Genomic DNA, 13,704 nt, shown 5'->3' on the forward strand with positions numbered 1-13,704 from the left:
TACGATTGCCGCTTAGCTAAGCCTTACCAACCTCGGATTGGTCCATGGGTCAGATCTCAGCCGCCCCCGCCGCGCGGCGACGCATCGTCTGGACGGCGGCCGCGCTCGTGGCCCTCGTTCTCGCGGTCCTGCTCAGCCTCGCCGTGGGCGCCCGCGCGATCGCCCCGTCCGCGGTCCTCGACGCGCTCGTGCACGGCGGCCACGGCGACGACGCCGAGGTCGTCAGGGGCCTGCGGCTGCCGCGCACGCTCGTCGGGCTGATGGTCGGCGCCGCGCTCGCCCTCGCCGGGACGGTCCTCCAGGGCATCACCCGCAACCCCATCGCCGACCCCGGGATCCTCGGCATCAGCCAGGGCGCGTCGGTCGGCGTCGTCCTCGCGATCGCCTTCGCCGGGATCCACACGCTCACCGGCTACGTCTGGTTCGCGTTCGCGGGCGCGGCGCTCGCCTCCGTCGCCGTCTACGCCATCGCCTCCAGCGGGCGTGGCGGCGCGACGCCGGTGAAACTCGCGCTCGGCGGTGCCGCGATCAACGCGCTCCTGGTCTCCGTCACCACGGCCGTCCTCACCACGAAGGCGTCCGCCATGGACGAGTTCCGGTTCTGGCAGGTGGGCTCGCTGTCCGGCCGGGACGCCCACATCGTGGGCCAGATCTGGCCGTTCCTCGTCGTCGGCGTACTCCTCGTGCTGTCCGTCGCCCGCGGCCTCGACGCGCTCGCGCTCGGCGAGGACGTCGCCAAGGGGCTCGGCCAGCGGGTCGCGGCCGTACGGATCGTCGGCGGCCTCGGCGCGACCGTCCTGACCGGCGTCGGGGTGGCCGCCGCGGGACCGATCGCCTTCATCGGCCTGGCCGTTCCGCACATAGCCCGGGCCGTCGTGGGCAGCGACCACCGCTGGGTCCTGCCGATGGCGGCCCTCATCGGCCCCGTCATGCTTCTCGTCTCCGACACCGTGGGCCGCGTCGTCTTCCCGCCGAGCGAGGTGCCCGCGGGTGTGATGACCGCGCTGATCGGCGTCCCGTTCCTCGTCACCCTGGTCCGGCGCAAGGCGGTCCCCGCATGAGTACGACCACCGCGCCCCGGGTCCGCCCCGCCGGGTACTCCGTCGTCCGCGCGGGACGCGCCGCGTTCCTCGTGCACCGCAGGGCCGCCGTCGTCGCCGTGACACTCGTGGTCCTCCTCGCGGCCGCCTGCCTCGCCTGTCTCTGCGTCGGCGAGTCCTTCGTCGCCCCCGCCGAGGTCCTCAAGGTCATCACCGGCCGCCCGTCCCCGGACGAACTCGTCGTCGGCACGCTGCGCGCCCCCCGCATGGTCGTCGGGCTCCTCGTCGGCGCCGCGTTCGGTGTCGCGGGCGCGCTCATCCAGACCGTCGCCCGCAACCCGCTGGCGTCCCCCGACATCATCGGCATCAGCCAGGGCGCGAGCGCGCTGACCGTCGGCGCCATGACGTTCGGCGTCACCTCGTACGCGGTCCTGCCCTACCTCTCCGTGCTCGGCGGCCTCCTCGCCGCGCTCCTCGTGTACGCCTTCGCCTGGCGCGGCGGACTGCACGCGACGCGCTTCGTCCTCATCGGCATCGGCTTCGCCATCGCGCTGCGGTCGGTGACGACGCTGTTCATGACGAAGGGCGACTACCTCGTGGCCCAGCAGGCCCAGATCTGGATGACGGGCTCCCTCAACGGCCGCGGCTGGGCGGAGGCCGCCCCGCTCGGCTGGACCCTCCTCGTCCTCGTCCCGTTCGTCGCGTGGGCCGCCCGGGCCCAGCGCACCGTCTCGATGGACGACGACACGGCGACCGCGCTCGGCGTCCGTCTCGGCCGCGTCCGCCTCGGCCTCGTACTCCTGGGTGTCGTCCTCGCGTCCGTCGCGACGGGCGCCGCCGGACCCGTCGACTTCGTCGCGCTCCTGGCCCCGCAGATCGCCCGCCGGGTGACCCGCACCGCCCAGATCCCGCTCCTGTGCTCGGCGCTCCTGGGCGCGTTCATCGTCGTCGTGGCCGACCTGCTGGCCCGGCGCCTGTTCTCCCCCACCGAACTCCCGGTGGGCGTCCTCACGGCCGCCGTCGGGGCGCCGTACCTGATCTGGCTCATCATCCGCAGCCGCACGGGAGGAAACCGGTGACCCGGCTCAGCACCAGCGCGCTCACCCTCGCCTACGAGGACCGCACCGTCGTCCACGACCTCGACCTCGCCGTCCCCGACGGCCGCGTCACCGTCATCGTCGGACCCAACGCCTGCGGCAAGTCGACCACACTGCGCGCTCTCGGCCGGCTCCTCAGGCCGAGGAGCGGCTCCGTGCTCCTCGACGGCGAAGCCCTCACCAAGCTGCCCACCAAGAAGATCGCCCAGCAGATCGGGCTGCTGCCGCAGACGCCCGTGGCGCCCGAGGCGATCACCGTCACCGACCTCGTGGCCCGCGGCCGCCAGCCCCACCAGCACTGGTGGCAGCAGTGGTCCGACGCCGACGAGCGCGCCGTCACGGAGGCCATGGAACGCACCGACGTCGCGGCCCTCGCCGACCGCTCCGTCGACGAGCTCTCCGGCGGCCAGCGCCAGCGCGTGTGGATCGCCATGGCACTGGCCCAGGAGACCGAACTGCTGCTCCTGGACGAGCCGACGACGTATCTCGACATCGCCCACCAGGTCGAAGTGCTGGACCTCGTGCGCCAGTTGAACCACGACAAGGACCGCACCGTCGTCCTCGTCCTGCACGACCTCAACCAGGCGGCGCGCTACGCCGACCACCTCGTCGCCATGAAGTCGGGCCGCATCGTCGCCGAGGGCCCGCCCGCCGAGGTCGTCACGGCGGATCTCGTACGGGAGGTGTTCGGCCTGGACTGCGTGGTCGTCCCCGACCCCGTGACGGGCTCCCCGCTGATCGTCCCCGGCGCGCCGTGGCAGGCCGGTGCCCGGCCCGGCGCGCCGTCCGACTCCCTCTCCCGGAAGGCAGCCTCATGACCCGCAGCGACCGCCGCGCCCTCGTCTCCGGATCACTCGCCCTGACCGGCGCCCTGGCCCTGACCGCCTGCGGCTCGTCCGACGGGGGCTCCGGCGCCGCCGCGCCGGCATCCCGCAAGACGCACACCGTCAGTACGGCGATGGGGGACGTGAAGGTGCCCGAACACCCCACCCGTGTCGTCGTCCTGGACACCGGCGAGCTCGACTCCGCGCTCACCCTCGGCGTGAAGCCCGTCGGCGCGACCCACGCGGCGACGGAGGAGGGCTTCCCGTCCTACCTGCCCGAGGACGAGGTGAAGGGCATCAAGGAGGTCGGCGAGATCGCCGACCCCGACATGGAGGCCGTCGCCGCCCTCGATCCCGACCTCATCCTCACCAGCAAGGTCCGCGACGGCGCGCGCTACCAGCAACTCAGCGCCATCGCCCCCACCGTGATGACGGAGTCCACCGGCACCGCCTGGAAGGAGAACTTCCAGGTCCACGCCGACGCGCTCGGCCGCAAGGCCCAGGCGAAGAAGGTCGTCTCCGACTACGACGCGCACGTCGCGAGGGTGACCGCCGCGATCGGCGGCAAGGAGAAGGCCGCCGCGACGGACATCAACTTCGTCCGCTTCGTCGAAGGCGCCGACATCCGCATCTACGGCAGACAGAACTACATCGGCTCGATCCTCGCCGACCTCGGCGTGGGCCGCCCCGCCATCACCGACAAGGCCAAGGACGGGTTCTCGTACGACGTGAGCCCCGAGAAGATCGACCTCGCCGACGCGGACGTCATCTTCACCTCGACCTACGGCGACCCGGGCAGGGCGAAGACGACCCGGACGATGAAGAGCGGCCTGTGGAAGAACCTCGAGGCGTCCGAGGACGGCAAGGTCTTCCAGGTCGACGACAACCTGTGGATCGCGGGCATCGGCTACACCGCCGCGCACCAGATCCTCGACGAGTTCCAGAAGGACCTGACCGCGTAACAGGCGCTTGTGTCACGGCCGTTGCCGCTGCGATCTCCACACCACGAAGAGCGCGGAGGCGACGGCCGCACCCCGCACCACCCACGGCCACGTCGTGCCGATCGCGTCGCTCATCCGCCCGTCCGCGATCGGCTCGCCCCACCGCCCGGCGCCACGGCCCCACAGCCACACGAGCCCGGCCGTCACCGCAAGCCCCGGCAGCCACAGCACGGCCACCTTCGACTCGCCCTCGCTGAGGCGCCGCGACCCGTACGCGATGATCCAGCCGAGGCCCAGCGCGAACCAGTTGCCCATGACCGCGCCGGCGACCAGGAGCGCGGCGGCGAGCAGCAGGAGCGGGTTCGACCAACCGGGCAGGGACGGCAGGCGGCGTCCTCCGGACGCCTTCTCCGTCCCCTTGTGGGTTCCCGCCTCCCGCTCGCCGTCCGGGAGTTCGTCCTCCGCGTCGGCCTCGGCCGTGCGCGCCGCGGGCGGTCGCGGGCCGTCCTTGCCCGGCGGCCGGAGTATCTCCGGGATCTCCACGCCGCCCACGAACCCCGGCACGCTGTCCGCGACTCCGAACGGGCTGCTGTCCACCCGCCACCAGTCCGGCTCCGAACCCGGCGCCCCCAGCTCGTCCGTCCCCGCCAGGTGCGGCGGCGACGGCACGTCCCGCGGCGACTCGTCCTCCTGCGGCTCCGCGCGCGGGCCCGGCACGATCCGCCGCAGGCCTTTGGGGCGCTCCTTGGGCCGCTGCTCCTTCGACCGCTGCACGGGCACCGACGCCCGCGGCGCCTCCGGCTGCTCCGGGCCGCGGCCCCCACCCGCGCCCGTGACCACCTCGTCCGGCGAGCCGAGGCGTTCCAGGATCCGGCGCACCGCCGCAGGGCTGTCCACCGTCGTCTTCGCGCGCCGCGCCTCGATCTCGTTGCGCAGCTCCGACACCAGCCGCATGCGGGTGGCGGAGGGCAGCTGACGCTGCTGGGCCAGGTCGCCGACCCGGCTCAGATAGTCGAAGACGAGCTGATCGCTCTCGATCCCCACGAAGTCCCCTCCGGGGTGGTGGTGTTGACGGTTCGTTCACCCGTTTTACGACGTTACCGTGCCCGGCCCGGCACCGGGGGCCTCTTGCGGGCCCAGCGGGGCCGCCGCCCGCCGGGCCGGTCAGGCGCTACCGTGGCCCGGATGAGCACTCACGAGCCGGACCGCGCCGCCGAGGACGGGAGCGGGGCGGGGAGTACGGCCCCCCGGTCCCTCGCCGAGGCGCTGCGCGCCCGCGACGACGCCTCCCTCGGCGCACTCCTGCGCGCCCGCCCCGATCTGCTCAACCCCGTCCCGAGCGACCTCACCCAGCTGGCCACCCGGGCGGGCACCCGCGCCTCCGTGATCCGCGCGCTCGAACACCTGGACCGCTTCACGCTCCAGACCGCGGAAGCGCTGGCCGTCGCCCCGGAACCCACCACGTACGGCACGCTCCTGGCCCTGCTCGCCGGAGACGAGGGCGACGACGCGGGTGTGGACGCCCGTACGGTCTCCGCGGCCCTGCCGCGCGCCGTCGCCGCCCTGCGCGAACAGGCCCTGCTCTGGGGGCCCGACGACCGGCTCCGCCTCGTGCGCACCGCCCGTGAACTGCTCGCCCCCGCGCCCCAGCGGCCCTCCCCGACGGGCCTCGGCCCGACGGTCGCCGAGGCCACCGCGGGCATGTCCCCCGGCCGCGTCCAGGAGATCGTGACGGCCGCGGGCCTCCCCTCCACGCACGACCCGGTCTCCGCCGTCGCCTCGCTGACCGCGCTCTTCGCCGAGCGGCCCCGCATGTCGGCCCTCCTCGACGAAGCGCCCGCGGACGCGGTCGAGGTCCTCTCCCGGCTCGTCTGGGGCCCGCCCTACGGCCAGGTCACCGCCGAACCCGCGGCCCATCTGCGCTGGCTCCTCGACCGCGGCCTCCTGCTGCCCACGGCTCCCGGAACCGTCGTCCTGCCCCGCGAGGCCGCCCTCCATCTGCGCGGCGGACGCGCCCACCGCACCCTGGAACCCGTACCTCCCGCCGTCGACCCGGCCGCCACCCACCGGGCCACCGTCGTGAACGCGACCGCCGCCGGACAGGCCTACACGGCGCTCGCCACCGTCGAGGAGCTCCTCAAGGACTGGGACGAGGGCGGGCCCGCCGTCCTGCGGGCCGGCGGGCTCAGCGTGCGGGACCTCAAGCGCACCGCCGCCGCCCTCGACACCACCGAGCCCCTCGCCGCGTTCTGGGTCGAACTCGCCTACGCCGCGGGGCTCATCGCGTCCGACGGCGAGGCCGACGAGCAGTACGCCGCGACCCCCGCCTACGACAACTGGCTGGAGCTGCCCGCCGCCGAGCGCTGGTTCCGGCTCGTCACCGCCTGGCTCCCCGCCACCCGCACGTCCGGGCTGGTCGGCGGGCGCGACGGCGCCGTCGCCGCCGCCGGGCGCACCCTCTCGGCGCTCGGGCCGCAACTGGACCGCTCCGCCGCTCCCGAGGTCCGCCGCCGCGTGCTCGCGCTCCTGGGCGAGCTCCCCGAGGGCGCCTCCCCGGACCCCGAGACCCTGCTCGCCCGGCTCCGCTGGGAGCGGCCCCTGCGCGGCGCCGCCGCCTCCGACGACGCCGGTGACCCCGACGACCTGCGCGCCCGCATCGCCCGGTGGACCCTCACGGAGGCGGAGCTGCTCGGCGTCACGGGGCGGGGCGCCCTGTCCGCGCACGGGCGGACGCTTCTCGACGCCGGGGGCGCGGCCGCCACCTCGGCGGAGGCGGCCGCTGTCGCCCTGCTCGCGCCGCTGCTGCCCGAGCCGCTGGACCATGTCCTTCTTCAGGCCGACCTGACCGCCGTCGCCCCCGGGCCCCTGGAACGGCCGCTCGCCGAGGCGCTCTCCGTCCTCGCTGATGTCGAGTCCAAGGGAGGGGCCACCGTCTACCGCTTCACGCCCGGGTCCGTACGGCGCGCACTCGACTCCGGGCGCACCGCCTCCGACCTGCACGACTTCCTGAACACGCACTCCCGTACGCCCGTGCCGCAGCCCCTCGCCTACCTCATCGACGACGTGGCCCGTAAGCACGGGCACCTGCGCATCGGCGCCGCCTCCGCGTATGTGCGCTGCGACGACGACGTGCTCCTGGGCGAGATCCTCGCCGACAAGCGCTCGGCCGGCCTGCGCCTGCGGCGGCTCGCGCCGACCGTCCTCGCCGCGCAGGCCGATCCCGCGGCGCTCCTGGAGGGCCTGCGCCAGATGGGGTTCGCGCCCGCCGCGGAGAGTCCCGAGGGCGATGTGCTGATCACCCGTGCCCACGCCCGCCGCACTGCGCCACGCAGCGCCCCCGAGCCCGTCCCGGAGGGGCCGCCGGTCCCGGACGGCACGCTCCTGACCGCCGCCGTGCGCGCGATCCGCGCGGGTGACGTCGCCTCCACGACCCCGCGCAAGCACGCGCCGGGCGAGCAGAGCGGGGCGCTTCCCCGCACCAGCGCGGCGGACACGCTGGCCACGATGCAGGCGGCCGTCCTGACCGGTGAGGCCGTGTGGATCGGCTATGTGAACGCGGAGGGCTCCGCCAGCCAGCGCGTCATCGCCCCGATCCGGGTGGAGGGCGGGTTCGTCACCGCGTACGACCACACCGCGGACGAGGTCCGGACGTATCCGCTGCACCGGGTGACCGGGGTGGCCGAGCTGGAGGCCGAGGCCTGACGCCGGGGTCCGTGCCCGGGCGTCCCGTCGGCGAGCGACCGTACGCGGTTCGTACGCGCCATGCGGCACACTGGACGTTTGGCCCCGCGCCTCGCGGAGCGCGGTGGAAGGGATACATGTGAACGGACCGCTCATCGTCCAGAGTGACAAGACGCTGCTCCTGGAGGTCGACCACGACCAGGCCGACGCCTGCCGTCGCGCCATCGCGCCCTTCGCCGAGCTGGAGCGCGCCCCGGAGCACATCCACACCTACCGGCTGACGCCGCTGGGCCTGTGGAACGCGCGGGCGGCCGGCCACGACGCCGAGCAGGTCGTGGACGCCCTCGTCGAGTACAGCCGCTACCCCGTCCCGCACGCGCTCCTGGTCGACATCGCCGAGACCATGGACCGGTACGGGCGTCTCACGCTGTCCAAGCACCCGGCGCACGGCCTCGTCCTGACCACCACGGACCGGCCGGTGCTCGAGGAGATCCTCCGTTCCAAGCGCGTGGCCCCGCTGGTCGGCGCCCGCATCGACGCCGACACCGTCGCCGTGCACCCCTCGGAGCGCGGCCAGATCAAGCAGACGCTCCTCAAGCTGGGCTGGCCCGCCGAGGACCTCGCCGGTTACGTGGACGGCGAGGCCCACCAGATCGATCTCGCCGAGGACGGCTGGGCGCTGCGCCCCTACCAGCGGCAGGCCGTCGAGGGCTTCTGGCACGGCGGGTCCGGCGTGGTCGTGCTGCCCTGCGGCGCGGGCAAGACGCTCGTGGGCGCCGGCGCGATGGCCGAGGCCAAGGCGACGACGCTCATCCTCGTCACCAACACCGTCTCGGCCCGGCAGTGGAAGCACGAGCTGGTCAAGCGGACGAGCCTGACCGAGGACGAGATCGGCGAGTACAGCGGGACGAAGAAGGAGATCCGGCCCGTCACCATCGCCACGTATCAGGTCCTGACCACGAAGCGGAAGGGCATCTATCCGCATCTGGAGCTCTTCGACTCCCGCGACTGGGGGCTCGTGATCTATGACGAGGTGCATCTGCTGCCCGCACCCGTCTTCAAGTTCACCGCCGACCTCCAGGCCCGGCGGCGCCTCGGCCTCACCGCGACGCTGGTGCGTGAGGACGGGCGCGAGTCGGACGTGTTCTCGCTGATCGGGCCCAAGCGCTTCGACGCTCCGTGGAAGGAGATCGAGGCCCAGGGCTACATCGCCCCCGCCGACTGTGTCGAGGTGCGCGTCAATCTCACCGACAGCGAGCGGCTCGCCTACGCGACCGCGGAGGCCGAGGAGAAGTACCGCTTCTGCGCCACGACGGCGACCAAGCGGAAGGTGACCGAGGCCCTCGTGCGTCAGCACCGGGGCGAGCAGACTCTCGTCATCGGGCAGTACATCGACCAGCTCGACGAGCTCGGCGAGCATCTGGACGCCCCCGTCATCAAGGGCGAGACCAGCAACGCCCAGCGCGAGAAGCTCTTCGACGCGTTCCGCAACGGCGAGATCTCCGTCCTCGTCGTGTCCAAGGTCGCCAACTTCTCCATCGACCTGCCCGAGGCCACGGTCGCGATCCAGGTGTCCGGCACCTTCGGGTCCCGGCAGGAGGAGGCCCAGCGCCTCGGCCGCGTCCTGCGCCCGAAGGCCGACGGGCACGAGGCCCGCTTCTACTCCGTCGTCGCCCGCGACACCATCGACCAGGACTTCGCGGCCCACCGCCAGCGCTTCCTCGCCGAGCAGGGCTACGCGTACCGCATCATCGACGCCGACGAACTCCTCGCGGGCGAGCAGGGCAGCTGAACGGTCACGGGTGAGGGCCCGTCCACCGCGTGTGGACGGGCCCTGCCTGTCTGCTCTTACACCTGCGGCCTGAAGTTCCTCAGCCGCAGGCTGTTGCCGACGACGAAGACCGAGGAGAACGCCATCGCCGCGCCCGCGATCATCGGGTTCAGCAGGCCCGCCGCGGCCAGCGGCAGCGCGCCGACGTTGTAGGCGAACGCCCAGAACAGGTTGGTGCGGATCGTCCCCAGCGTCCGCCGGGACAGGCGGATCGCGTCGGCCGCCGCCCTCAGGTCGCCGCGGACCAGCGTCAGGTCACCGGCCTCCATCGCCGCGTCCGTGCCCGTGCCCATCGCGAGTCCCAGGTCGGCCTGCGCCAGGGCCGCCGCGTCGTTGACGCCGTCGCCGACCATGGCCACAAAACGCCCCTCGCCCTGCAGCCGCTTGACGACGTCGACCTTGTCCTGCGGCATGACCTCCGCGATCACCTGGTCGATGCCCACCTCGGCGGCCACCGACCGCGCCACGGCTTCGTTGTCGCCGGTGAGGAGGACGGGCGTCAGGCCCAGGTCCCGCAGCCGCCGTACCGCCTCCGCGCTGGTCTCCTTCACCGCGTCCGCGACTTCGAGGACGGCCCTGGCCTCCCCGTCCCAGGCCACCGCGACGGCCGTACGCCCCGCAGCCTCGGCCTCCGCCCCGGCCCGCTCCAGCCCCACCGGCAGCCGGATCTCCCACTCGCCCAACAGCCTCACGCGGCCGACGAGTACGGCGTGGCCGTCCACGACGCCCTGCACGCCGAGACCGGGAAGGTTGGCGAAGTCCTCGACGACGCCGAGCTCGCCCACCTTCTCGCGGGCCCCGTCGGCGATCGCCCGCGCGATCGGGTGCTCCGAGGAGTGCTCCAACGCCCCCGCCACACGCAGGACTTCATCCGGGTCCGTGCCGTCCGCCACGTGCGTGGCGAGCAGTGTCATCCGGCCGGTCGTGACCGTTCCGGTCTTGTCCAGGACGATCGTGTCGACCGTGCGCGTGGTCTCCAGGACCTCCGGGCCCTTGATGAGGATGCCGATCTGCGCGCCGCGCCCCGTACCGACCATCAGCGCCGTCGGCGTGGCGAGGCCCAGGGCGCAGGGGCAGGCGATGATCAGGACGGCGACGGCCGCGGTGAAGGCGGCGGTGATCCCGGCGCCGTTGCCGAGCCAGAACCCGAGCGTGGCCAGCGCGAGCCCGATGACGACCGGCACGAACACGGCGGAGATCCTGTCGGCGAGGCGCTGCGCGGCCGCCTTGCCGTTCTGCGCGTCCTCCACGAGGCGTGCCATCCGGGCGAGTTGGGTGTCGGCGCCGACGCGGGTGGCCTCGACGACGAGGCGTCCGCCGACGTTCAGCGTCGCGCCGGTGACGGCGTCCCCGACGGCGACCTCCACGGGCACGGACTCACCGGTCAGCATCGAGGCGTCCACGGCGGACGCGCCCTCGACCACGGCCCCGTCGGTGGCGATCTTCTCGCCGGGCCGTACGAGGAACCGGTCGCCGGCCTTCAACTCGCCGACGGGGACGGTCTCTTCACGCCCGCCGTCGCGCACCAGCGTGACGTTCTTGGCGCCGAGTTCGAGCAGCGCCTCGAGCGCCGCGCCGGCCTTCCGCTTGGACCTGGCCTCGAAGTAGCGCCCGGCGAGGATGAAGGCGGTGACTCCGGCGGCGGCCTCCAGATAGATGTTCCCGGCGCCGTCGCTGCGGGCGATGGTCAGCTCGAAGGCGTGCGTCATGCCGGGCGTGCCGGCGGTTCCGAAGAAGAGCGCCCACACCGACCAGAGGAACGCGGCCGACGTGCCGACGGAGATGAGGGTGTCCATGGTCGCGGCGCCGTGCCGCGCGTTGGTGAAGGCGGCCTTGTGGAAGGGCCAGGCCGCGTACGTCACGACGGGGGCCGTCAGCGTGAGGGACAGCCACTGCCAGTACGTGAACTGGAGGGCGGGGATCATCGCCGTCGCCACGACGGGCACGGCGAGCACGACGGCGGTGATCAGTCGCTGCCGGAGCGGCGCGAGCGGGTCGGCCGACGCGCCCGGCCCCGCTTCCTCCGCCTTCTCCTCGACGGTCCGGGGCGGCTCCTGGGCCGTGTACCCGGTGGCCTCGACCGTGGCGATCAGGTCGGCCACCGCCACCCCGTCGGCGAAGGTGACCTTCGCCTTCTCCGTGGCGTAGTTGACGGTCGCCGCCACGCCGTCCATCCGGTTCAGCTTCTTCTCGATCCGGGCGGCGCACGAGGCACAGGTCATGCCGCCGATGGCGAGTTCCACCTCTGCCGCCTGGGCGGCGAAGGGCGCGGCGGCGGCTGGTTGCGCCGGCATGGGGCCTCCTCGGTTGCGGTCTGCTCCGGTACCCGGGGCGGGTATCGCTCATGAGATCCAATCTATACCCATGGGGGGTATCGAACGCAAGCGCTCCCGCCGCTTGACTTCATACCCCCCAGGGGTATCGTCGAGCTATCAGCCACCGGACATCGACACCGTCCGCACACCAGGAGCCGTCATGAAGACCGGACTGAAGATCACCGCCTTCGCAGCCGCCGTCGCCGCGACCTTCGGCACCGCGTACGGGGTGGGCAGGGGAGTGGACCCCGTCACCGCGGGCGAACAGAACACGGCAGGGCACGCGGAGGGCGGACATGCGAAGGAAGCGGAGGGAGCGCAGGACGGGCACGCCGGGCACGGCGCGACAGCCGCCGTCCCGGGCGGGCTGCAGATCTCCGAACGCGGCTACACGCTCGACCTGCGGACCCGGCGCATCGCGGCCGCCGGCGAGCGCACCGAGCTGAGTTTCGCGATCACCAAGGACGGGACGGGCCGCAAGGTCACCGCCTACCGGACGGAGCACGGCAAGGAGCTGCACCTGATCGTGGCCTCGCGGGACCTCACGGTCTACCGCCATCTGCACCCGTCCCGCGCGGCCGACGGCACCTGGAAGACGCCGGTCGAGCTGCCGAGGGCGGGCGGTTACCGCGTCTTCGCCGACTTCACCCCGCGGGCGGAGAGGGAGGGCCTCACCCTCGGGGCCGACCTGGCGGTCGCCGGAAAGTACGCGCCCCGGGAGCTTCCGGCGGCCTCCCCGACCGCCGACGCCGGCGACGGCTACGAGGTGCGGCTGGGCGGCGGCCTCGGCGCGGGATCGGCGAGCGAGCTGACCCTGAGCGTCGCGAAGAACGGGAAGCCGGTCACCGACCTCCAGCCCTACCTCGGCTCGTACGGGCACCTGGTCGCCCTGCGCTCCGGCGACCTCGCGTACCTCCACGTGCACCCGAACAAGGGCGGGCCGGGGCCGGAGGTGTCGTTCACGGCGACGGCGCCCAGCGCCGGGACGTACCGCCTCTTCCTGGACTTCAAGCACGACGGCACCGTGCGGACGGCGGAATTCACGGTGCACGCCGGGCGGAGCGCGGGTGATCATCCTCAGGAGCACGGCCACTGATCACCTGTCGGCGCGGGCCGTCAGCGCGTAGGCTGACCTATTGGACTAGACCTCTAGGACTGTTCTGACGACAGGCCGGGGGACCGGCCGCCACCGCATCCGCACCCGCCTTCGCAACCGACAAAGGGGTCCCATGAGCAAGCGTGCAGTCCTGGAGGTGATCGCGCTCGGCGCCGAGGACGCCGTCGCGGCCCAGGCAGGAGGGGCCGACCGGCTCGAGCTGGTCACCGACATGGCGGCGGACGGGCTCACCCCGTCGCGCGAGACGTTCGGCCGGATCCGTGCGGCCGTCGGCATCTCGCTGCGGGTCATGATCCGGCTCGCGGACGGCTTCGCCGCGGGCGACCTGGACAGACTGGCCGAGACCGCGCGCGGGCTGCGCGCGGAAGGGGCCGACGAGTTCGTGCTCGGCTTCCTCGACCCGGCGGGCGGCCCCGACCTCGCGGCGGTCGAACGGATCACGGCGGAGCTGGACGGCTGTCGCTGGACCTTCCACCGCGCGATCGACCGGGCCGCCGACCGCGACGCCCTGCGCAAGCGGCTCGCGCACGCGCCGGGCCTCGACACCTACCTGACGGCCGGTTCGCCGGACGGCGTGGACGCCGGGCTCGACGTCCTGGCGGCGGAGGCGGCCCGCTCGGGCGAGCCGGGTTACGAACAGCGGATCCTGGTCGGCGGCGGCCTCCGCCTCGACCACCTGCCCCGCCTGAAGGCGGCGGGCGTCGACGCCTTCCACATCGGCGGCGCGGCCCGCCCCCAGGGCTGGACGGCCCCGGTGTCGACGGACGCGGTCCGCACGTGGCGGGAAGCGGTCGACGCAGGGATGTAGGGCCTTTCGTTCGGATCGGGCCGGAACCCGCGAGCCCAGCATGATCCGAA

General features: G+C 73.5%; 10 protein-coding genes. 8 read left to right on the forward strand and 2 right to left on the reverse strand.

All coding sequences use genetic code 11. The features are described from left to right. Nucleotides 1-44: 44 nt before the first annotated feature. From ACFC96_RS07770 to ACFC96_RS07785, 4 genes are read left to right on the forward strand one after another with little or no spacing between them, the layout of a single operon-like run. The gene (locus ACFC96_RS07770) at nucleotides 45-1,061 is read left to right on the forward strand and encodes a FecCD family ABC transporter permease (protein WP_376260487.1); all 1,017 of its coding nucleotides are present in this window, start codon (nucleotides 45-47) and stop codon (nucleotides 1,059-1,061) included. Further along, entirely contained in the window at nucleotides 1,058-2,119 is a 1,062-nt protein-coding gene (locus tag ACFC96_RS07775) for a FecCD family ABC transporter permease (protein WP_376260489.1), read from the forward strand. The genes ACFC96_RS07770 and ACFC96_RS07775 overlap by 4 nt, the downstream gene beginning before the upstream one ends. Next, nucleotides 2,116-2,955: an ABC transporter ATP-binding protein gene (locus ACFC96_RS07780; RefSeq protein WP_376610817.1), complete on the forward strand. Its 840-nt coding sequence runs from the start codon at nucleotides 2,116-2,118 to the stop codon at nucleotides 2,953-2,955. Before ACFC96_RS07775 ends, ACFC96_RS07780 begins: the two co-directional genes overlap by 4 nt. Beyond that, complete coding sequence (locus ACFC96_RS07785) at nucleotides 2,952-3,923, forward strand: ABC transporter substrate-binding protein (RefSeq protein WP_376610819.1); 972 nt, start codon at nucleotides 2,952-2,954, stop codon at nucleotides 3,921-3,923. The genes ACFC96_RS07780 and ACFC96_RS07785 overlap by 4 nt, the downstream gene beginning before the upstream one ends. 12 nt (nucleotides 3,924-3,935) lie before the next feature. Here the strand turns inward: ACFC96_RS07785 and ACFC96_RS07790 are convergent, their stop codons facing one another. Continuing rightward, complete coding sequence (locus ACFC96_RS07790; protein WP_376610821.1) at nucleotides 3,936-4,946, reverse strand: hypothetical protein; 1,011 nt, start codon at nucleotides 4,944-4,946, stop codon at nucleotides 3,936-3,938. A gap of 141 nt (nucleotides 4,947-5,087) precedes the next feature. On the opposite strand from ACFC96_RS07790, the gene ACFC96_RS07795 reads away from it, so the two are divergent. After that, nucleotides 5,088-7,604: a helicase C-terminal domain-containing protein gene (locus ACFC96_RS07795; protein ID WP_376260497.1), complete on the forward strand. Its 2,517-nt coding sequence runs from the start codon at nucleotides 5,088-5,090 to the stop codon at nucleotides 7,602-7,604. 118 nt (nucleotides 7,605-7,722) lie between these two features. Further along, nucleotides 7,723-9,375: a DNA repair helicase XPB gene (locus tag ACFC96_RS07800; protein WP_376260499.1), complete on the forward strand. Its 1,653-nt coding sequence runs from the start codon at nucleotides 7,723-7,725 to the stop codon at nucleotides 9,373-9,375. A 56-nt stretch (nucleotides 9,376-9,431) separates the two neighbouring features. Here the strand turns inward: ACFC96_RS07800 and ACFC96_RS07805 are convergent, their stop codons facing one another. Continuing rightward, nucleotides 9,432-11,708, reverse strand: coding sequence for a heavy metal translocating P-type ATPase (locus tag ACFC96_RS07805; RefSeq protein WP_376610823.1), 2,277 nt, complete (start codon nucleotides 11,706-11,708; stop codon nucleotides 9,432-9,434). Between the two features lie 181 nt (nucleotides 11,709-11,889). Here ACFC96_RS07805 and ACFC96_RS07810 point away from each other — a divergent pair, with 181 nt between their 5' ends. Together ACFC96_RS07810 and ACFC96_RS07815 are read left to right on the forward strand one after the other, a co-directional pair. Continuing rightward, nucleotides 11,890-12,825 (forward strand): hypothetical protein, encoded by a 936-nt coding sequence (locus tag ACFC96_RS07810; protein ID WP_376610825.1) that lies wholly within the window; start codon nucleotides 11,890-11,892, stop codon nucleotides 12,823-12,825. Nucleotides 12,826-12,958: 133 nt separating this feature from the next. Beyond that, a complete protein-coding gene (locus ACFC96_RS07815) occupies nucleotides 12,959-13,654 on the forward strand; it encodes a copper homeostasis protein CutC (RefSeq protein ID WP_376610827.1) in 696 nt (231 codons plus the stop codon). The last annotated feature ends 50 nt before the right edge of the window (nucleotides 13,655-13,704 follow it).

The organism is Streptomyces sp. NPDC055955 (assembly GCF_042270245.1).
In the GTDB taxonomy this organism is placed as follows: Bacteria; Actinomycetota; Actinomycetes; order Streptomycetales; family Streptomycetaceae; genus Streptomyces.

Coding starts and splice junctions, on each gene's coding strand:
- ACFC96_RS07770 (WP_376260487.1), top strand. CDS start 45: ATGGGTCAGATCTCAGCCGCCCCCGCCGCGCGGCGACGCATCGTCTGG.
- ACFC96_RS07775 (WP_376260489.1), top strand. CDS start 1,058: ATGAGTACGACCACCGCGCCCCGGGTCCGCCCCGCCGGGTACTCCGTC.
- ACFC96_RS07785 (WP_376610819.1), top strand. CDS start 2,952: ATGACCCGCAGCGACCGCCGCGCCCTCGTCTCCGGATCACTCGCCCTG.
- ACFC96_RS07795 (WP_376260497.1), top strand. CDS start 5,088: ATGAGCACTCACGAGCCGGACCGCGCCGCCGAGGACGGGAGCGGGGCG.
- ACFC96_RS07805 (WP_376610823.1), bottom strand. CDS start 11,708: ATGCCGGCGCAACCAGCCGCCGCCGCGCCCTTCGCCGCCCAGGCGGCA.
- ACFC96_RS07810 (WP_376610825.1), top strand. CDS start 11,890: ATGAAGACCGGACTGAAGATCACCGCCTTCGCAGCCGCCGTCGCCGCG.
- ACFC96_RS07815 (WP_376610827.1), top strand. CDS start 12,959: ATGAGCAAGCGTGCAGTCCTGGAGGTGATCGCGCTCGGCGCCGAGGAC.